Here is a 20,783-nt window from a genome sequence, read left to right on the forward strand (position 1 = left end):
GCGGGGCCGGCGCAAGTCACGCGGTTTGTTGAAACAGTCCAGCTTCCGATCCAGTCGCCCAGGCCCGCACCGCCGCTCCAAATGCTTCGAACAATGGCCGTGACACAGGATCATTCACAGCATCCCATTCCGGATGCCACTGTACGGACAGGGTAAATCCCGGGGCATCTTTGACATAGATCGCCTCGGGCGTGCCGTCCGGTGCATGGCCGTCGATTTCGATCCTGTGGCCGACTGTCTTGATCCCCTGCCCGTGCAACGTATTGGTCATCACCTCGGTCGCGCCCATCAGGCGGTGGAACACACCACCCTCGGCCAGTGTCACGACATGGCGCAGGGCGAATTTCTCTTCCAGCGTGCCGTCGGGCGGCATCCGGTGGTTCATGCGCCCGGGCAGATCACGGATTTCGGGGTATAGCGTCCCGCCCAATGCCACGTTGACTTCCTGAAACCCACGGCAAATTCCAAAAAACGGCTGACCTCGCTCAACACAGGCCCGGACCAGTGGCAAAGTTATCGCATCGCGCGCCCGGTCGAATTCCCCATGCGCTTCGGTGGCCAGTTCGCCATACTCCTCCGGGTGAACATTGGGGCGCCCACCTGTCAGCAGGAAGCCGTCGCAGACCTCAAGCAGTTCATCGACCGATACATATCTGGGGTCTGCCGGGATCAGCATCGGCAGGCAGCCCGAAACATTCGCCACCGCATCGGAATTCATCGTTCCGCCGGCATGCGTCGGGTATTGATCGTTCATCAGATACGAGTTTCCGATGATACCAACCACGGGTCGTGACATTGTTGTTTTCCAAAACGTTTCCAGATCTAGCTGAAAACTATCGGCAGCAGATGAGACGTGCAATAGCACACACCCTGCATCTCAGCGCAAGCTCCTGTTCACAACTGCACAATTTTTCCCAATTTTCGATCAATATTCAGGAAGCTGTTCCAGAAATGTCACTAATAGAGGGAAGAAGTTCCTAATGGCGGTTCTTCAGCCTCCACACCGGCCACGACATAACGTTGCGTGTCAGATCTCGCCCGTCAGACCCGCGGCTTCGATGCCAGCCAGGGCCGCCGCCGCGTCGTTGTCCGACGTATCGCCGGTCACCCCAACCGCACCAATTACGGCACCCTTTTTGTCGCGCAGCAGGACGCCACCCGGAACAGGCACGACCTGACCGCCATAAACGCCATTTACCGCCGCCATGAAATAGGCCTGAGCCTCGGCGCGCTGCATCTGCGCAGTACCCGCCATGCCCAACATGACCGCCCCATAAGCCTTGCCGTGCGCTATTCCAAAGCGCCCCGGGGCCGCGCCGTCCTCACGCTCGAATGCGATGACGTGGCCGCCGGCATCCAACACAACCACCGAGAGTGGCTTCAACTCCATCTCATGCGCTTTTTCCAACGACTTTCGAATGATGGTGCGCGCCTTGCGCAAGGAAATAGCCATCCCTGATCCCTTTCATCTGGCCCAAAATATCCTCGGGGGAGCGCGAGGGGGCAGACAGCCCCTCGTTCCCGCCCGTGCAACTCAACCCAAACTGGCTTTCTTTTCCAGCCGCCGTGCATGCAAAACCGGCTCGGTATAGCCCGAGGGCTGCACCCGCCCCTTGAAAACCAGATCGCAAGCCGCCTGAAAGGCGATACCATCAAAACCGGGCGCCATGGGAGAATATTCCGGATCATCCGCATTCTGGCGATCGACCACGGTCGCCATCTTGCGCATTGCGGCCATCACCTGGCCTTCGTCAATCACATCATGATGCAGCCAGTTGGCCAGCGCCTGCGAGGAAATCCGGCAGGTCGCGCGGTCCTCCATCAGGCCAATGTCATGAATGTCCGGCACTTTCGAGCATCCGACACCCTGATCGACCCATCGCACCACATAACCCAGAATGCCTTGCGCGTTGTTCTCGACCTCACGAGTGATTTCCTCTTCGCTCAGGTTGCGCCCGCCCAGCAGGGGCACGGTCAGCAGATCCTCAAGCGTGCCGCGCGCGCCGCCGGCCGCCAGTTCGTCCTGACGGGCCAGAACATCAACCTTGTGATAGTGGGTCGCGTGCAGTGTAGCGGCGGTTGGGGAAGGCACCCAGGCACAGGTCGCGCCGGATTTCGGGTGGCCGATCTTTTGGTCCAGCATGTCGCCCATCCGGTCGGGCATCGCCCACATGCCCTTTCCGATCTGAGCCTTGCCCTTCAGGCCGCAGGCCAGACCGATATCAACGTTGCGATCCTCATAGGACGCAATCCAGGGCGTGTTCTTGATGTCGCCTTTCGGCAGCATCGGGCCGGCCTCCATCGAGGTGTGAATCTCATCCCCGGTGCGGTCCAGAAAGCCGGTATTGATAAAGGCCACCCGCGATTTTGCAGCGCGGATACATTCCTTTAGATTGACCGATGTGCGGCGCTCCTCGTCCATGATACCCATTTTCACGGTGTTTCGCGGCAAGCCCAGAATATCCTCGACCATGTCGAAAATTTCGACCGAGAACGCCACTTCTTCCGGCCCGTGCATCTTGGGCTTGACCACGTAAACCGACCCTTCGACCGAGTTGCCCCCCTCGCGCCGCAGATCGTGCATCGCGATCAGCGTGGTGCAAAGCGCATCCATCAACCCCTCGCCGATCTCATTACCCTCGCCATCCAGAACTGCGGAGTTGGTCATCAGATGGCCGACGTTTCGGATCAACATCAGCGAGCGGCCCTTCAGCGCCGCGGTTTCGCCGCCAACGGCGGTGTATTCAACGTCGCCAGCCAGCTTTCGGGTGAATGTCCGGCCACCTTTCGAAACCTCTTCGGTCAGGTCTCCCTTCATCAGACCCAGCCAGTTGCTGTAGGCCACAACCTTGTCGGCGGCATCCACGCAAGCCACCGAATCCTCGCAGTCCATGATAGTGGACAGCGCCGATTCCAGGCGCACATCGGCGACGCCTGCGGGGTCGGAGGCACCAATATTGCTGGAGGGGTCGATCATGATCTGCACGTGAAGACCGTTATTCTTCAGCAGCACGAACTCAGGCTTGTCAGCGGAACCGCCAAAGCCAACGAAACCTGCGGGATCGGCCAGCGCCGGCACCAGCGCACCGCCTTCGACGCTCAGGCGCGAAACGTCGGACCACGAGCCATTTTCCAGCGGTACCGCGTCATCCAGAAATGCCTTGGCCCACGCGATCACGCGGGCGCCCCGAGCGGTATCGTATCCTTTACCCTCGGGCAGATCGCCCATCGCGTCAGTGCCATAAAGCGCATCATACAGGCTGCCCCATCGCGCGTTGGCGGCGTTCAGCGCAAAGCGGGCGTTGGTGATTGGCACCACCAGCTGAGGCCCGGGTGTCAGAGCAATCTCCGGATCGACCCTGGCGGTTTCGATCTGAAAATCGGTACCTTCCTCGACAAGGTATCCAATCTCTCGCAGGAAAGCCTGATACGCGGCGGCATCATGATCCTGCCCTGTTCGGGCCAGATGCCAGCCGTCGACCCGGCCTTGGATCTCGGCCCGCTTTGCCAGCAACGCTTTGTTCTTCGGCCCCAGCTCCTGAACCATCCGGGACAGGCCTGACCAAAAATCCTCGGATGAAACGCCCGTTCCGGGCAGCGCCCGGTTTTCGATGAAATCTGCCAGTTCAACGGCGATCTGCAAACCGTTCCGGGCTTCTCTACTGCTCATATTCGACATCTCCCGCAATTGTACGCCACTGTATGCCGGCTTCAATTAGAGCGGAAGTTTCCGATAGGCAACATATTCGCCATCGCTTTTCGGCGGACCAGCCGGATTGGCGTGGCGTCAGCACGCAGGAGAAGCACGCCGGATTTACGTGCCCGGCACCGCTTGCAGCGCATCGCCGCAACCCATAACGTCGCGCCAGACATGAACCGATGCGAGGCCCCCGATGCGCGACGCCGCCCCCACCACAATCTATCTGAAAGACTACACGCCCTTCGGCTATCTGGTGGACAGTGTGCATCTGACCTTTGATCTGGCCGAACACGCCACGCGCGTCACATCGCGCATCGCGTTCCACCCCAATCCCCAAGCAACGGACCGAACCTTTTTCCTGCACGGCGAGGATCTGAAACTGATCCGCGCCGCCATTGATGGCGCGGACATCGCGCCACAGGTCACCGACAAGGGCCTGACTGCGGATGCACCGGATGCGCCGTTCGTGTGGGAGGCCGAAGTCGAGATTGACCCGGGCAACAACACCGCGCTTGAGGGGCTTTACATGTCGAACGGCATGTACTGCACGCAGTGCGAGGCCGAGGGGTTCCGCAAGATCACTTTCTACCCCGACCGACCGGATGTGATGTCGACCTTCACCGTGCGGATCAATGGCGACCTGCCCGTGCTTCTGTCCAATGGCAACCTCACGGCCAAAGGCGAAGGCTGGGCCGAATGGACCGACCCATGGCCCAAACCCGCCTATCTGTTCGCACTGGTCGCGGGCGACCTGATCGCCCATCCCGACCGGTTCACCACCATGTCGGGCCGGGACGTGGACCTGAACCTTTGGGTTCGTCCGGGCGACGAGGGCAAATGCGCCTTTGGCATGGAAGCGCTGAAGAAGTCGATGAAATGGGACGAAGATGTCTATGGCCGCGAATACGATCTGGATGTGTTCAACATCGTGGCCGTCGATGATTTCAACATGGGCGCGATGGAGAACAAGGGGCTGAACATCTTCAACTCCTCCGCCGTGCTGGCCAGCCCCGAAACTTCGACCGACGCCAATTTCGAACGGATCGAAGCGATCATCGCGCATGAGTACTTCCACAACTGGACCGGCAACCGGATCACCTGCCGCGACTGGTTCCAATTGTGCCTGAAAGAGGGTCTGACCGTCTTCCGCGATGCGCAGTTCACATCCGACATGCGCTCGGCCCCGGTCAAGCGCATCCACGACGCCATAGACCTGCGCGCACGGCAGTTCCCCGAGGATAACGGGCCGCTATCGCACCCCGTCCGGCCCGAAAGCTTTCAGGAGATCAACAACTTCTACACCGCGACCGTCTACGAAAAAGGCGCCGAGGTAATCGGCATGCTGAAACGGCTGGTGGGGGATGAGGCCTATTCCAAGGCGCTCGACCTCTATTTCGATCGCCATGACGGGCAGGCCTGCACCATCGAGGACTGGATCCAGGTGTTCGAGGACACTGCTGGCCGCGACCTGAGCCAGTTCAAGCGCTGGTACAGCCAGTCGGGAACCCCGCGGGTGGCCGTAACAGAGGACTGGGCCGATGGCACCTATACGCTGACCCTCAGCCAGCGGACAGAACCCACACCGGGTCAGACCGAGAAGTTGCCGCAGGTGATCCCCGTTGCTGTTGGCCTTTTGGGGCCGAACGGCGACGAGGTGCACGCAACTGAAATGCTGGAATTGACGGAAGCGGAACAGAGCTTTGCCTTTACCGGTCTGGCCGCCAAGCCAACGCCGTCGATCCTGCGTGATTTCTCGGCGCCAGTGATCCTGGAACACGATCAGACCAATGCCGAACGCGCTTTCCTGCTGGCCCATGACACCGACCCGTTCAACCGCTGGCAGGCGGGACGCTCACTGGCGCAGGACACACTGCTGCGCATGATATCCGAAGACGCCACCCCGGACTCCGATTATCTGGACGGGTTGCTGGCCGCGCTGCGCAACCGGGATCTTGATCCGGCTTACCGCGCCCTGATGCTGGGACTGCCAACGCAATCGGAACTCGCCGCCGCCTTGTTCGACCGTGGTGAAACACCAAATCCAATGGCGATCTGGAGCGCGGTCGAGACATTGCGGCAAGCCACAGCGCAACATGTGCAGGACCTGCTGCCCCGCCTGCACAGCGAAGCCCTGGTTCAGGCCCCCTACAGCCCAGACGCGGAGCAATCCGGCAAACGCGCACTGGGCAGCGCCGCTCTGTCGCTGACTTCGCGCCTGGACGGTGGTGCCAAGGCAGAAGAAGAGTATGGCGCAGCCAACAACATGACCCTTCAACTCTCGGCCCTGGCTTGTCTGTTGCGGGCCGGCAAAGGTGAGACGGAACTGGCCGGATTTTACACGCAGTGGCAGCACGACCGGCTGGTCGTGGACAAATGGTTCGGCCTGCAGGTCGCGATGGCCGCGCCCGATGCGACGCCAGACATCACCTACAAACTGACCGAACATGCCGATTTCAACTGGAAGAATCCCAACAGGTTCCGCGCAGTAATGGGCGCGCTGGCAATGAACCACGCCGGGTTCCATCAGGCCGACGGCGCAGGTTATGCCCTGCTGGTGGACTGGCTGATCCGGCTTGACCCGGTCAACCCGCAGACCACTGCGCGCATGTGCTCGGCCTTCCAGACATGGAAGCGGTATGACAGTGACCGTCAGGCCCTGATGCGCGCACAACTGACACGCATCCAGGATACCCCAAACCTGTCGCGGGACACCGGGGAAATGGTGTCACGCATACTCGACGCATGACGCCCTTTACCTTCACCCGGCAAAACCGCGCGCCCCGCACTGTACTGATCCTGATCGGCGTCTTTGCGGGGCTGATATCGCTCGTGATCTTTTTCAACGCCGCACTATGGCTGGTCGGGGTGCTGGCGCTTGCCACGCTGCCGGCCATCTGGGACATCGTGAAAGACACCAGCGCCGGGCTGACGCTGGACCGGGATTGCCTCAGGTGGCATTCGGGCGGGCGCGAAGGTGAAATCGACCTGAACGAGATCGATTTTTTCCGCTTCGACACACGTTGGGACTTCTCGGTTCGCGTCTCTTTAATGTTGAGATCAGGCAAGCGTATCCGGCTGCCGGATGAGTCGGTCCCGCCGCACCGTGCCTTTGAAAACACTTTGGAAAACGCCGGCTTTCGGGTCGAACGGCATCATTTTACAGTTTTCTGAAACGATGAGCCGCCACTGACCGGATTGACCCGGGATTCTGAAGTGTTTCAGGCAATTTACTTGAACTGACGCTGATTTACGGCCAGACTTCCGCTGTAAGTTACGTTTTTTGTTACAGTTCCGAGTTTCGCCATGTTCAGGTCATTCAGGGCTCATCTTGCCCGTTTCACAAATCCTTCCCGGCAAATTGCGCCGCCAAACAAGGTGGCAGCAGATGCTGTTGCCGCCGCTCTGCCTGATCAGGGGCAGCTTAACATTCCCGTTGCACAACTAAAAGCTGGCGACTTCGTGGGACGCACCACTATTGAACGCGGCCGTCATCTGGCCCGGCAGGACCGGTGGGAAGATCTGTCCGCGGAAATGCGGGCAGCTGATGCAGCGCGCGACACCGCGCCCGACGGGTTGCCGATTGCTGATTTGCTGGCATTCGGTGCACGCTCAGATGTGGTTCTGGCCGCTGAACATGCATTGTCGGATGGCAAGGCCCTGTCAGACTATGATCTGCTAGGAGGCGTCGCCGATCTGGAAGACGTGATGCAGGAACACCCCGGCAACCCGATGATAGCCCTGATCGTTGCACTGGCACATATCGATCTTGCCTGGGCATGGCGGGGAACGGCACTGGATGCGACCTTGCCACCGCTGCATCGGTCGCGCTGCGCAGCGCATTTTGACCGGGCGGCGGCTATTCTGCCCAAGTGCAAGGCCGCGTTGCCAGACAGCCCGTTGGTTGCTGCCGCAGGCTGCGCCCTGCTGGCCGGTCAACGCCGCACGTCGGTTCGGGTAGCAGACGAGTACGAGCGGCTGATCGCGCTGGACCCCGAAAACCAGCGTCACATGCGCGCCATGGGCAGCCATCTGCTGCCGCGCTGGTTTGGCAGCTATGAAGAGCTTGAGGTTCAGGCCCTGCGCAACGCCGCCAGAACGCAAAAAATATGGGGCGCCGGGGGATATACCTGGGTCCAATTCGATGCGATTGCCCTGGATGAGGAAGCCTGCGCTCGGGTCGATATCGAGTTCTTCCTGGAGGGGCTGCACGACATCTTGGAGCGTCGTCCGGATCAGCAGACCATCAACATGCTGTCGGCCTATTGCGCCATTACCGTGCAAAACGGCGTGGGCCTGAACGAAAAAGCCGATCTTGTCCGCTCGCAACTGCGCGAGGCGGCAAACTGGCTGATCCGCGATCATCTGACCGAACTGCATCCGCTGATCTGGGCGCATGCGGCCGCCGGGTTCAACAACTCGGTCCGCGTTCCTTCGCCCGAGCGGTTCGCTGCGCGCGGACACCGGGACGCACTGCGGGCCATCGCCGATCTGTTTCGCGAGGAACTCAACAGCGGCAAGGACGTGACATTTACCTCGTCGGGCCTGCAACTTTCACGGAACTGAACCGGCAAAAGACTGGAAATCACAGCCATTCCCCCTTGCTCCTCTGACGTGCCGGGCCTAATACGCTGGCCTAGACTTTCTGCGGATATGAGGCGCGCCATGCTCGACCTGACATACGAAATGCCCAAACCCAAGACCATTGCCGGGGCCAAGCACGACTGGGAACTGGTAATCGGGATGGAAGTGCATGCGCAGGTCTCGTCCAATGCCAAACTGTTTTCGGGCGCGTCGACAAAATTCGGGGCTGAACCGAACGCAAACGTTGCTTTCGTGGACGCGGCAATGCCGGGCATGCTGCCGGTGATCAACGAGTATTGCGTGGAACAGGCGGTGCGGACCGGGCTGGGCCTGAAGGCAGACATCAATCTGAAATCGGCCTTTGACCGCAAGAACTATTTCTACCCCGATCTGCCGCAGGGATACCAGATTTCCCAGCTTTATCATCCGATTGTGGGTGAGGGCGAAGTGCTGGTCGAGATGGGTGATGGCACCGCGCGCAAGGTGCGGATCGAGCGTATCCACATGGAACAGGATGCGGGTAAATCGATCCACGACATGGACCCGCATATGTCCTTTGTGGACCTGAACCGGACCGGTGTTTGTCTGATGGAGATCGTGTCGCGACCCGACATCCGTGGCCCCGAAGAAGCCGCCGCCTATATCGCCAAGCTGCGCCAGATCATGCGCTATCTGGGTACCTGCGACGGCAACATGCAGAACGGCAACCTGCGGGCGGACGTAAACGTCTCGATCTGCTTGCCGGGCGCGTATGAGAAGTATCAGGAAACGCAGGACTTCTCGCATCTGGGCACACGGTGCGAGATCAAGAACATGAACTCGATGCGTTTCATCCAGCAGGCGATTGAGGTCGAAGCCCGCCGTCAGATCGCAATTGTTGAGGCCGGTGGCAAGATCGATCAGGAAACCCGCCTGTACGATCCGGACAAGGGCGAGACGCGGTCCATGCGGTCCAAGGAAGAGGCGCATGATTACCGCTATTTCCCGGACCCCGACCTGCTGCCGCTTGAGATCGAGCAGGCGTGGGTGGACGATATCGCCGCCAACCTTCCGGAACTGCCGGACGGCAAAAAAGCGCGTTTTATCAGCGAGTTCGGTCTGACCGACTATGACGCATCGGTGCTGACTGCCGAGGTGGAATCGGCAGCGTATTTCGAAGAAGTCGCCAAGGGACGCAGCGGTAAACTGGCCGCGAACTGGGTCATCAACGAGCTGTTCGGCCGGTTGAAGAAAGAAGATCACGACATCACCGAGTCGCCGGTTTCGCCAGCGCAGCTGGGCGGTATCATCGACCTGATTTCGTCGGACGCCATCTCGGGCAAAATCGCCAAGGACCTGTTTGAAATCGTCTATACCGAAGGCGGGGACCCGGCACAGATCGTCGAAGAACGCGGCATGAAACAGGTGACAGATACCGGCGCGATTGAAACGGCTCTGGACCAGATCATCGCCGCCAACCCAGCGCAGGTCGAAAAGGCCAAAGTGAACCCGAAACTGGCCGGATGGTTTGTCGGTCAGGTGATGAAGGCGACCGGTGGCAAGGCCAACCCGAAGGCCGTCAACGAATTGGTCAGCAAAAAGCTGGGTTCGTAAATCTTCGGGTTTGTACGCTGCGCATGGCGCAGGGTGTGCATTTTGTACATAACAAAAAGTTAACCGCTCTGCCCCGATTTCGGGCTGAGCATCTGCTTGACTCCTCATCGGATTGCACCCTTTCTTCCGGGCAAGAGAGGTGAGGTAACATGCAGAAAAGATTTGATCAGGAACTCGAGGACCGGTTGGTCCGGTATGCGGCGATCGACAGTCAGAGCGATGAGACGTCGTCCTCGACCCCAAGTTCGGACATCCAGCTGAACATGCTGAACCTGCTGCGCCAGGAACTGACCGAGATCGGTGCGCAGGATGTTGAATTGACCGGTGACAGCGTTGTTGTTGCCACTATCCCCGGAACTGTTCCCGGCCCCACAATCGGGTTTCTGGCCCATGTCGACACCGCCCCACAGTTCAATGCCGCCGGCGTCAAGCCGCGCGTGATCAAGGGGTACAATGGTGGCGAGATCACCTTTCCCGACGACCCCGATCTGGTCCTGTCGCCGCAGGAGCACCCCTATCTCGCCGAAAAGATCGGGCACGATCTGATTACTGCATCGGGCACCACGTTGCTGGGCGCGGATGACAAGGCGGGTGTCTCGATCCTGATGACCATGGCGCGGCATCTGATTGAAAACCCTGATATTCCGCACGGGCCGATCCGCATCGCGTTTACCCCCGATGAAGAGATCGGGCGCGGTGTTACCGAACAACTACCCAAGGATCTGGGCGCTGATTTCGCATACACTCTGGATGGTCAGGAAGTCGGCGAAATCGAATATGAGAGCTTTTCGGCCGACCGTGCCGTGATCCGGATCGAGGGCGTCTCGATCCACCCCGGGCTGGCGAAGGGAAAAATGGTCAACGCAGCCCATCTGGCAGCGAAGATCGTGCAGACTTTGCCGCAGGCGACGATGACGCCCGAGGTCACAGATGACCGCGAAGGGTTCATTCACATTACCGATATGAATGGCGGCTCCTCCGAGATGGAGATCAAGCTGATCCTGCGCGACTTCGAGCTGGACGCATTGCAGGCGCAGGGCGATCTGGTGCGGCAGGTCTGCGCCGCCGTACAAGCCACCGAGCCACGCGCGGTGATCGGGTGCGAGATTTTTCCGCAGTACCGCAACATGCGCTATTGGCTGGAAAAGGACATGACCCCGGTTGATCTGGCCCGCGACGCCTGCCGCGACATGGGGATCGAGCCTGTATCTGTTCCGATCCGGGGCGGCACCGACGGGTCGCGCCTGACCGAGTTCGGCACCCCCTGCCCCAATATCTTTACCGGGATGCAGTGCATTCACGGCCCGCTGGAATGGATTTCGGTGCAGGACATGGCCGTCGCGACCGAGTTGTGCCTTTCCGTGGCGACCAGGGCAGCGCAGAAACCGGGCAACAGTGCCGGCTAAAATCCGACATCGGGTCGACGTCTCTTTCGCCCGGCGGTCAACGTGATAACCTGTCCGCTACAGGCATTTCAGGAACGGTTGATGCAGCGCTACGAATACAAGGTTGTCCCCGCCCCGCAAAAAGGCACCAAGGCCAAGGGCGTGAAAACGCCCGAGGGGCGGTTTGCCAATTCGGTCGAACAATTGCTGAACGAGATGGGTCAGGACGGCTGGGAATACCAGCGCGCCGAGTTGCTGCCCAGCGAGGAACGCTCGGGCCTGACCGGATCGACGACCCACTGGCGCAATGTGCTGGTGTTCCGCCGCGCGTTCGAGGCTGAGGTCGCCCCGGTTCCCGTCCCGAGCCCGACAGAAACGCCCGAAGGCGTTCCGCTGGCCCACCCGATCCCGGGACCGGATACGGTGAAGGCGCCCGAGCCGGATGCGGTTCAGGCCCCGGGACCTATTTCAGCCGAGGTAGATGAGCCGCCCCTGACCTTGCAACCCGGCGAAAAAGCCGACGAAGATTCCAAGTAACAAGCATCAAGACCAGACGGTTCGAATGGTGTGTTTTTGATGGCACGGATTTGACCGACAGGACTGAGACGGTCATCCGATTCAGGGTTCCGGTCGTATCGTTAAGAGATATTTTTTTGACACCCAGAAGGACCACGTGCCGCGATGAAACCCCGCAAAGCTTATCTTTGTCTTTTTGCCGCCATCGCATGCCAGTTCGCGTTGCCCGCCGTCGCACAACAACGGTTAGGCTGGGTCAGCCAGATCGACGGGCTGGCCGCCTATCAGGGCAGCGCCGATCTGGATCAGGGCGGCGACTTCAGCGCGACGCGGTCGTTCCTGCGGGCTACGGGTTTGTATAATTTTGACAGCGGTACTTCGCTTGGTGTTTCGGTAAGTTATGGGCAACTGGATTACGATTTCAGCGCAGCGGACAACCAGCCATGGAACGATATCCGCGACATCCGAGTTTCAACCCCGCTTCGGTTTCAGGCCGGGCAAAGGGCCAGCGTGTTCGTATCGCCTCAGATCAGATGGGACTACCAAAGAGGTGCCGCATCTTCGGATGGGCGCACATATGGTGTTTTTGCGGGCGTCGCATGGCAGATGAGCGAAAGCTTGACCATCGGCCCGGCATTTGGGGCCTTCTCGCAACTGGAAGATAGCGGTGTGGATGTCTTTCCCGCGTTGTTGGTGGATTGGGACATCAATGATCGCTGGAACTTGAACACCGGATCCGGAATCGGAGCTACGCGAGGGCCGGGGCTGACATTGAGCTATGCGGTGAATGAAGATTTCAGCCTCTCGCTTTCGGCACGTTCCGAGAAAATCCGCTTCCGGCTAGACGACAACGGGCTGGCTCCAAGCGGGATTGGTGAAGATCAGAGCATCCCGGTGGTTGCGTCCCTCAGCTATGACCCGAATCCCGGCGTGTCAGTAACCGTCTTTGCAGGGGCCGAGTTCGACGGCCGACTGACGCTGGAGGACGAGAACGGTAACGAAATCAGCCGTCAGAACTATGACACGGCCCCTCTGGTCGGTCTCGCCTTCCGGCTGCGGTTCTAAGCGCAGTCAGACACCGATATCCAATGCCAGCGCATGAATGCGCGGAACCACATCACCCAGCGCCTTGTGCACGGCGCGGTGGCGGGCAACGCGGGACTGGCCTTCAAACGCGGCGGCGCGGATGCGAACGTTGAAGTGGCTCTCGCCCCCGTCCTGGTATCCGGCATGGCCCCGGTGGCTTTCGCTGTCATCAACCACTTCAAGCTCGCGCGGGTCAAACGCGGCCTGCAGGCGGGATCGGATTTCTTCGGTCACGCTCATTTTTATGCTCATCGGCAAAATTTTTGCCGCCCCCCTCTTCTACTTTCGGCTGCTTAGACTAAACTGCTGCCTCCGAGTCGAAAAGATGTGTTCGTAAGGATCAGAGCATGACGAAATCAGACCCATTCGGATTCGATATGTCCGTTTCCAGCGCCAAGAAAAAGAACCCGCGCGGGCGTCGGGGCATGTCGGGTGCGTCTGAGACCTCGATGCGAATCTGCGATCACGAGGGTTGTGAAGAGGCGGGCAAGTTTCGGGCGCCAAAAGCGCCGGACGTTCTGGATGACTTCTTCTGGTTCTGCCAGCAGCATGTGCGCGAGTATAATCAGAAGTGGAATTTCTTCGACGGCACCACCGAGGCCGAACTGAACGCGCAGCGGTCCAAGGACAAGGTGTGGGAGCGTGAGACCAAACCCATGGGCGACCCCGAGGCGCGCGCCTGGGCCCGGCTGGGCATCGAGGATCCGCACCAGGTGCTGGGCGCCAACGGTACACAGAACAAGGGCCGTACATCAGGCGGCGGCGGGCGTCGCCTGCCCCCGACCGAGCGCCGTGCGATCGAGATTCTGGAAGCCAATGACAGCTGGTCAAAGGCCGAGGTGCGCAAGGCGTACAAGAAACTGATCAAGGTGCTGCACCCGGATATGAACGGCGGCGACCGCAGTCAGGAGGAGCAGCTGCAGGAGGTTGTCTGGGCCTGGGATCAGATCAAGGACAGCCGGAACTTCAAATAGACCGGCATCCGGTTGGCCCTGCCGCAAACAATGACGACAGGACCAGAACGGATCTGGCGCGTCAAACAATCATTCCGGAACGTAGCGCGGATAGGTCGATTTGCTTTGCGCGGCAAAGTCCAGATCAATCTCGACCGTGGCAAAGGGATTGTCAGGGTCGGTGGTGGCCAGCACGTTTCCTTCGGGGTCGATCACCCAAGCCAGACCGCCTGCGTCGGGGGCTTCTCCGACAGGGGCCCACAGGTTGGACGACAGGCAATAAGCACCGGAACACACGGCCGAGGCCTGACCGCCGGCCAGCCATTTTTCGACAGAGCCGTGCGGCGTCGCACGCGGGACGCATAACAGGTCGGCACGCGAGGCCGCATAGTGGCGGGCCCATTCAAAGAACCACATCTCGGTACAGATCTGAACGCCGACGCGCATCCCCAGAACACGGGCCAGATCAAAGCTTTTGGGTCCGCGATCATACCAGCTGTGCTCATGATAACCCGGTTCATCCGGCAAATAGTATTTCTCATGCACCGGCGCTGCGTTGTCGGTTTCAGCGGTCCAGACATAGGCCTGATTGCGGCGGCTGCCGGCGGCGTTGACAATCGGGCGGGTTCCCATCGCGCCGCGAACGCCCAGTTTCGAAAGCTGCGAAATCCTGTCGTCATGCGCCGCAACGGAGGCAGCCCAGCGCCCGGCATCCGGCGTTGCGTCATGCGCTAGCCAGTCGAAAAAACACATCTCGGGCAGCAGCAAAAAATCTGCTCCGGCAGCTTGGACATGATCGGCCAGACCCGACAGGTACTGGTCCAGTTGTGATGGGCGCGGATCGAATTGGCAAACGGTGACTTTCACGGCTGCGGTCCTTGGACATGGTTGATACTGCGGATCAGCATGACTGCACCGGTATTGGCGTAACAGTCAGGGAATGGTATCGTTTCGATAGATCTTTAGCGATATGACAGCTATTTTGACGAAAGCGAATGCAAGGCATGGACAATATCGATCGGGAACTGCTGCGCCTTCTGAGCGGGGATGCCCGCTGTTCGGCCGCCGAACTGGCACGCGAATTGGGTGTGTCGCGAGCCACAATTCAGAACAGGATCGACAAGCTGAAGGCGAACGGCACGATCGCGCGGTTTACGGTGAAACTTGGGGGCTTGGTTGAAAATGCGCTGGTCGATGCACTTGTGCTTTTGAAGCTGGCACCGGGGGACAGCAGACGGATCATCGACCAACTCAGGAGAATTCCGGAAGTTCAGTCGCTTGGTTCCGTGAACGGTGTGTTCGATCTGGTTCTGGAATTGCGCACCTCCTCGCATCAGCGTCTGGATACGGTCCTGATGGATATCCGCCGCATGCCGATGGTGGCCGAAACCAACAGCTGCATCCGCCTTAATCATTTCAAATGAAGCAAGTGCCCGCAGCGAAATATCTGTCCGATGTCGCAGGTGGACAAGCCTAAAGGTCCGATTCGATCGTCTGATCACCGCATGGGCAACGATCACCTGTACGACAATCTTCTGCGCCTTTCGCGCGACGCCTATCGCGGCAATCGTGAATTGACGGCCTTTGCGGCGTTTCCGGATGACATCGAACGGCAGCCGATCACGCCATTACACCGCCCCTGCGGTGACGTTCTGCGCAACGAAACCGGTTTGTCATCCCAACACTATGGCGATCTGCAGGATGCCATCATTGCCGCCGGTCCGGCGGCTGTCTGGCGTGAAACCTACAAGGGCACCAATATCGGGGACCGGTTCCTGCAAAATTTCGGATGCTATTCCATCATCGGCAAAGGCGGGCCGTTCACCTCGCGGCAGTTGTGGCTGTGGGTCGTCCATATGCCAGCCGGGCTGTACTATCCATGGCACCATCATCCGGGGGAAGAGGCGTATATGGTCGTATCCGGGTCGGCTGTTTTCAAGCGGCAGGGATGCTCCGACGAACCCCTGCGCGAAGGCGACACGGTACTGCATCAAAGCAACCAGCCACACGCGATGGAGACATTGGACGCCCCGGTCCTGTGCCTTGTCGCATGGCGAAACGGGTTTGACACACCGCCTGTTCTGACCTCTGCCGAATGATTGCCGACGACCGCTGCGCTGATCTGCACTTCATTCTGCGCGGTCAACCTCCCGCTTCACCATGGCGCCTTCCGGACCGTTCTCACAGCGCAGTGCCTGCGTCTTTCGGATCTTGGCTTGTCGGACCAGGTCGACCGGATTGGGTCATTTTCCAACTGGTTGTACGGGACCAGTTCGACCCGCGCCCGCACGTGTAGCAGGCACCATGGACCGTTTGATGCCCGCCGCCGAGCTGGGTTCAATGCTTTTATGGTCAGTTTCAAAGAAACATCCGGCCAGCTAAAGGAACGGGCGGCTTTCCCTTGCCCTTGTCCGCAATATGTTGCACCACACACGGGTTCAAACCCGGAGAGCGGGGCAAAGGATAAGGACAAGGCGCATGGCTGACGGATCGATCGATATCAACGCAAAACCAACCGAAGACATCTCGGTCCGTGACGTATTTGGAATTGACAGCAATATGGCGGTCAAGGGGTTCGCCGAGCGCAGCGACCGCGTTCCGGTGATCGACCCGACCTACAAGTTCGACCCCGAAACCACGCTAGCAATCCTGGCGGGTTTTTCGCACAATCGCCGCGTGATGATCCAAGGTTATCACGGCACCGGGAAATCGACCCATATCGAACAGGTCGCCGCGCGTCTGAACTGGCCTGCCGTACGTGTGAACCTGGACAGCCATATCAGCCGGATCGACCTGATCGGCAAGGACGCGATCAAGCTGCGCGACGGCAAACAGGTGACCGAATTCCACGAGGGCATCCTGCCCTGGGCGCTGCGCAACCCCGTCGCCATTGTCTTCGACGAATATGATGCGGGCCGTGCGGACGTGATGTTCGTGATCCAGCGTGTGCTGGAACATGACGGCAAGCTGACCCTGCTGGACCAGAACGAGATCATCACGCCGAACCCGAACTTCCGCCTGTTCGCGACGGCCAACACCGTGGGTCTGGGCGATACCACCGGCCTCTATCACGGCACGCAGCAGATCAACCAGGCGCAGATGGATCGCTGGTCGCTGGTTTCGACCCTGAACTATCTGAGCCATGATGCCGAGACCATGATTGTGCTGTCAAAGGCACCGCACTACAACACCGCCGAGGGCCGCAAGACCGTCAGCCAGATGGTGACCGTTGCCGACCTGACCCGGACGGCCTTCATGAATGGCGATCTGTCCACGGTGATGAGCCCGCGGACCGTGATCAACTGGGCCCAGAACGCTGAGATTTTCCGCAATGTGGGTTACGCTTTCCGCCTGTCGTTCCTGAACAAGTGCGATGAGTTGGAGCGCCAGACCGTGGCCGAGTTCTATCAGCGCTGTTTCGACGAGGAACTGCCCGAGAGCGCGGCGAGTGCGAGCCTGGGGTAAGCACCTGAATTGCGCCCGTTTCGGGCGCAATGCCTCCGGCGGGGATATTTTTGGCCAGATGAAGGCGGATCCGTTAATGTTTTCCAGGCCGGGCTGGTCACTTTGATGAGGGCTTAAGGACATGGCACAGAAGAACGACAACCCCGCCGATCCTTTCAAGAAGGCCTTGGCCGAGGCCACCAAGGTGATGGCCGACGATCCCGAGCTTTCGGTGAGCTATACGGTCGACCCGTCGGGCCTGTCCGGTGAATCGATGCGATTGCCGCAGGTCTCTCGTCGCATGACACGGGAAGAGGTGTTGCTGGCGCGCGGCACGGCGGATGCTTTGGCGCTGCAGCGGCGGTATCATGACGATGCGACCCATGCGCGTTATGCGCCTCCGGGCGATATGGCGCGGGATCTTTATGAGGCGATGGAAGTTGCCCGTTGTGAAGCGATGGGCGCACGGGACATGCCCGGGACTGCCAGCAATATCGATGTCAAGATCAGCCACGAGGCGATCCGGCGCGGATATGACCAGTGCAAACAGCCTGCAGATGCGCCGCTTGCGGTGGCCGCGGGCTATCTGATCCGGCATCTGGCGACCGGGCGGGATCTGCCGCCGGCGGCCGAGAACATCATGAACCTGTGGCGCGGGTTCATCGAAGAACAGGCGGGTGGCGTGCTGGAGAACCTTGAAGAGGTTCTGTCGGACCAGGCGGAATTCGCAAGGTTTGCTCGTCAGATGATCAAGGATCTGGGCTATGGCGACCAGCTGGGCGAGGACCCGGACGAGCTGGACGACGAGCAGGAAGATCAGGCCGAAGACGACGCCGAGGAACAGCCCGACCCCGACAGCACCGGGCAGGACGATCAGGACGAGCAGGACGCCGACGCGACACCTGAGCAAACTCAGGAAGAACAGCAGGATCAGTCTCAGGCGCAGGTCTCGATGGACGAGATGGCCGAGGATGAGATGGGCGAAGAGGCCGAGATGCCCGAAGGCGAGGCCCCGCTGGAGCCGCCTGCCCCGCCGCCCGCGTCTGAAGCGGATCCCGACTACAAGGTTTACCTGAGCACCCATGACGAGGAGATCGCCGCCGAGGATCTGGCGGAACCCGCCGAGTTGGAGCGGCTGCGGGCCTATCTGGATCAGCAGCTGGAGCCTTTGAAAGGGGCGGTTTCGCGCTTGGCCAACAAGCTGCAGCGCCGGTTGCAAGCGCAGCAGAACCGGTCCTGGGAGTTTGACCGCGAGGAAGGCATTCTGGACGCAGGCCGTCTGGCGCGGGTGGTGGCGAACCCCACGACGCCGCTAAGCTTCAAGGTCGAAAAAGACACCGAGTTCCGCGACACCGTGGTGACGCTGCTTTTGGACAATTCGGGCTCGATGCGCGGGCGTCCGATCTCAATCGCGGCGATCTGTGCCGATGTTCTGGCGCGGACGCTGGAGCGCTGCAACGTCAAGGTCGAAATTCTGGGCTTTACCACACGGGCATGGAAAGGCGGTCAGGCGCGTGAGGCCTGGCTGAACGATGGACGTCCACAGCAACCCGGCCGTCTGAACGACCTGCGCCACATCATCTACAAAGGTGCGGACGCCCCTTGGCGTCGTGCACGACCTAATTTGGGTCTGATGATGAAAGAAGGCCTATTGAAGGAAAACATCGACGGCGAAGCCCTGGAATGGGCACATCGCCGGATGCTAGCGCGGCGAGAGCAGCGCAAGATTTTGATGGTGATCTCGGATGGTGCGCCGGTTGATGATTCAACGCTGAGCGTTAACCCTGCGAATTATCTGGAAAAACACCTGCGCGACGTGATCGCGATGGTCGAAAAGCGCAAGATGGTCGAACTGCTGGCGATCGGTATCGGTCACGACGTGACCCGCTATTACGACCGCGCGGTGACGATCACCGATGTCGAGCAGTTGGCAGGTGCGATGACCGAGCAGCTGGCGGCTCTGTTCGACAGCGACCCGCGGGCGCGGGCGCGGGTCATGGGAATGAAGCGGGCCAGCTAGATCCGTTGACGTCGCCCTGCCGGGCGGCATAGCATCCTAAGCAACCAGCCCCAGATTGACGATCCGGTAGTCGGAGCAATTCGGGGCTGGGTATTATTGTGCCTGTGGCGAACGGCCTTGTGGTGCAATAACGCGATATCGAAGGGTGGCATCATCTGAAGCTCCTGTTTGTTGCCTCTAATTTGGCAACGGCGCTGCCCTCTCGCTTGAAGACAATCCTGAGAAACCCCCGAGAAACCTTTGGGAATGCCATTGAACCTTGTGGCCCCAATCGAAACGGAGTGTATTCAGCCCATGCGCTATGAGTTTGCAGATTGTATTCTGGACGTTGACCGCCACGTGCTGTTGCGCGGGGGCGAAGCGATTCCGGTTGAACCTCAGGTCTTTGATCTGCTGGAGTTATTGGTTGAAAGCCCTGGCAAGCTGGTTGCACGCGAAGAGATCATCGAGCGGGTCTGGCATGGTCGGTTTGTCTCGGAATCGACCATAAGCGCCCGCATCGCTGCTGCGCGCAAGGCGGTGGGTGATGATGGCAAGACGCAGCGGATCATCCGGACGATCGTGCGGCGAGGCCTGCAGATGGCGGCTGAAGTCAGCCGCGACTCAGAACCTGCACAACACAGCGAACATAGGACCCAGCAGCTGAAATACACCCGAGGTCACGATGGTCAGGCAATTGCCTTTGCCGTGTCGGGAGAGGGCCCTCCGGTTCTGAGGGTTGGATCTATCGTCTATGATCTTGAGGCAGAATGGCGACTGGCCTCCGAGCGCACCTACATTAGTGCGATGGACGCAAAGTTCACGATGTTGCGTTACAACAAAAGCCACCAGTCCCATTGGGGCGACCCCTGCCGGGCCAATTACGAAGGGGTTGCCGAAGACATTCTGGCGGTGACGCAGGCCGCAGGCTTTGATCGCTTTGCCATTGTTTCGGAGTTCGGCGGCATCTTCTCTGCCCTGCAGTTCGCCACGAAATATCCCGAGCGCGTCAGCAGGCTGGCAATTGTTGGCGGCTGGGCAGAAGGGCGCGATCATCGTGAAGGTGTGGCGGGGCCGGATTCGATCCGCAACCTGATCATCGAAGGCTGGAAAGACCCCGGGAGCGGTTATGCGGTTGGCTCGCTACTGAGCTACTTTCCCGAGGGACCTTTGGAAACCGTGCGCGAAATTGTGAACGAGATGCAGACGCTCTATTCCGTCGAGCAGAAACTGTATCAGCGCGACAGCGGAAACACCGCGTCGGTTCTGCATCTTTTGCCGCAAGTGCAATGCCCGACGTTGGTCCTGCATGGGCGCAACAGCGCCGTCCACCCCTTGTCCGAGGCGCGAAAACTGGCAGCCGGTATTCCCGACGCTTCGCTTGTCATTCTGGAAACCGCCAATCACATTCCTCTGCCCGGAAACGACGTTTACGACTCTTATATCGAGACGCTGAAAGGCTTTCTGGGCGCAACCGAATAGTGTCGTCGCGATGTGCTGGACATTTGCCGCCGCGCGCCCCACTT

Annotated in this window: 18 protein-coding genes; 13 read left to right on the forward strand and 5 right to left on the reverse strand. The window is 59.8% G+C overall.

The genetic code is table 11. The features are described 5' to 3' along the window. Positions 1-16: 16 nt before the first annotated feature. The 3 genes from ACR0J2_RS07785 to ACR0J2_RS07795 form a co-directional block, all read right to left on the reverse strand. Positions 17-796, reverse strand: a complete 780-nt coding sequence (locus tag ACR0J2_RS07785) for a gamma-glutamyl-gamma-aminobutyrate hydrolase family protein (RefSeq protein ID WP_170615295.1) — start codon at positions 794-796, stop codon at positions 17-19. 231 nt (positions 797-1,027) lie between these two features. Beyond that, positions 1,028-1,453, reverse strand: coding sequence for a GlcG/HbpS family heme-binding protein (locus ACR0J2_RS07790; protein ID WP_170615294.1), 426 nt, complete (start codon positions 1,451-1,453; stop codon positions 1,028-1,030). A gap of 81 nt (positions 1,454-1,534) precedes the next feature. After that, complete coding sequence (locus ACR0J2_RS07795; RefSeq protein ID WP_480812206.1) at positions 1,535-3,670, reverse strand: malate synthase G; 2,136 nt, start codon at positions 3,668-3,670, stop codon at positions 1,535-1,537. Positions 3,671-3,893: 223 nt separating this feature from the next. Between ACR0J2_RS07795 and pepN the strand changes: the two genes are divergently transcribed. From pepN to ACR0J2_RS07830, 7 genes are all read left to right on the forward strand, one after another. Beyond that, entirely contained in the window at positions 3,894-6,446 is a 2,553-nt protein-coding gene (pepN, locus tag ACR0J2_RS07800) for an aminopeptidase N (protein ID WP_480812207.1), read from the forward strand. After that, positions 6,443-6,871, forward strand: a complete 429-nt coding sequence (locus tag ACR0J2_RS07805; protein ID WP_321254101.1) for a hypothetical protein — start codon at positions 6,443-6,445, stop codon at positions 6,869-6,871. The genes pepN and ACR0J2_RS07805 overlap by 4 nt, the downstream gene beginning before the upstream one ends. 204 nt (positions 6,872-7,075) lie before the next feature. Next, the gene (locus tag ACR0J2_RS07810; protein WP_480812208.1) at positions 7,076-8,263 is read left to right on the forward strand and encodes a hypothetical protein; all 1,188 of its coding nucleotides are present in this window, start codon (positions 7,076-7,078) and stop codon (positions 8,261-8,263) included. A 99-nt stretch (positions 8,264-8,362) separates the two neighbouring features. Next, positions 8,363-9,874 (forward strand): Asp-tRNA(Asn)/Glu-tRNA(Gln) amidotransferase subunit GatB, encoded by a 1,512-nt coding sequence (gene gatB / locus ACR0J2_RS07815; protein WP_480713772.1) that lies wholly within the window; start codon positions 8,363-8,365, stop codon positions 9,872-9,874. A gap of 149 nt (positions 9,875-10,023) precedes the next feature. Next, on the forward strand, positions 10,024-11,280 hold the full coding sequence (gene pepT / locus ACR0J2_RS07820) for a peptidase T (protein ID WP_480812209.1): 1,257 nt from the start codon (positions 10,024-10,026) through the stop codon (positions 11,278-11,280). 81 nt (positions 11,281-11,361) lie between these two features. Further along, on the forward strand, positions 11,362-11,796 hold the full coding sequence (locus tag ACR0J2_RS07825) for a DUF4177 domain-containing protein (RefSeq protein WP_170806585.1): 435 nt from the start codon (positions 11,362-11,364) through the stop codon (positions 11,794-11,796). A 144-nt stretch (positions 11,797-11,940) separates the two neighbouring features. Next, positions 11,941-12,840 (forward strand): hypothetical protein, encoded by a 900-nt coding sequence (locus ACR0J2_RS07830; protein WP_480812210.1) that lies wholly within the window; start codon positions 11,941-11,943, stop codon positions 12,838-12,840. A gap of 6 nt (positions 12,841-12,846) precedes the next feature. On the opposite strand, the gene ACR0J2_RS07835 is transcribed toward ACR0J2_RS07830, so the two are convergent. Then, positions 12,847-13,101, reverse strand: coding sequence for a BolA family protein (locus ACR0J2_RS07835; protein WP_170678569.1), 255 nt, complete (start codon positions 13,099-13,101; stop codon positions 12,847-12,849). A gap of 107 nt (positions 13,102-13,208) precedes the next feature. Here ACR0J2_RS07835 and ACR0J2_RS07840 point away from each other — a divergent pair, with 107 nt between their 5' ends. Continuing rightward, positions 13,209-13,835 carry a J domain-containing protein gene (locus tag ACR0J2_RS07840; protein ID WP_170615281.1) on the forward strand — a complete coding sequence of 209 codons (627 nt, stop codon included), beginning with the start codon at positions 13,209-13,211 and terminating at the stop codon, positions 13,833-13,835. Positions 13,836-13,904: 69 nt separating this feature from the next. On the opposite strand, the gene ACR0J2_RS07845 is transcribed toward ACR0J2_RS07840, so the two are convergent. Then, positions 13,905-14,681, reverse strand: coding sequence for a carbon-nitrogen hydrolase family protein (locus ACR0J2_RS07845; protein WP_480812211.1), 777 nt, complete (start codon positions 14,679-14,681; stop codon positions 13,905-13,907). Positions 14,682-14,818: 137 nt separating this feature from the next. Between ACR0J2_RS07845 and ACR0J2_RS07850 the strand changes: the two genes are divergently transcribed. From ACR0J2_RS07850 to ACR0J2_RS07870, 5 genes are all read left to right on the forward strand, one after another. Then, positions 14,819-15,238 (forward strand): Lrp/AsnC family transcriptional regulator, encoded by a 420-nt coding sequence (locus tag ACR0J2_RS07850; protein ID WP_480812212.1) that lies wholly within the window; start codon positions 14,819-14,821, stop codon positions 15,236-15,238. An 81-nt stretch (positions 15,239-15,319) separates the two neighbouring features. Beyond that, positions 15,320-15,913 (forward strand): dimethylsulfonioproprionate lyase family protein, encoded by a 594-nt coding sequence (locus tag ACR0J2_RS07855; RefSeq protein ID WP_480812213.1) that lies wholly within the window; start codon positions 15,320-15,322, stop codon positions 15,911-15,913. Between the two features lie 379 nt (positions 15,914-16,292). Next, on the forward strand, positions 16,293-17,279 hold the full coding sequence (cobS, locus tag ACR0J2_RS07860; RefSeq protein WP_170615271.1) for a cobaltochelatase subunit CobS: 987 nt from the start codon (positions 16,293-16,295) through the stop codon (positions 17,277-17,279). Between the two features lie 121 nt (positions 17,280-17,400). Beyond that, a complete protein-coding gene (gene cobT / locus ACR0J2_RS07865; RefSeq protein ID WP_480812214.1) occupies positions 17,401-19,278 on the forward strand; it encodes a cobaltochelatase subunit CobT in 1,878 nt (625 codons plus the stop codon). Positions 19,279-19,572: 294 nt separating this feature from the next. Next, positions 19,573-20,739, forward strand: a complete 1,167-nt coding sequence (locus ACR0J2_RS07870; protein ID WP_480812215.1) for an alpha/beta hydrolase — start codon at positions 19,573-19,575, stop codon at positions 20,737-20,739. Positions 20,740-20,783 lie beyond the last annotated feature (44 nt).

This window comes from Ruegeria sp. CG4 (genome assembly GCF_056537185.1).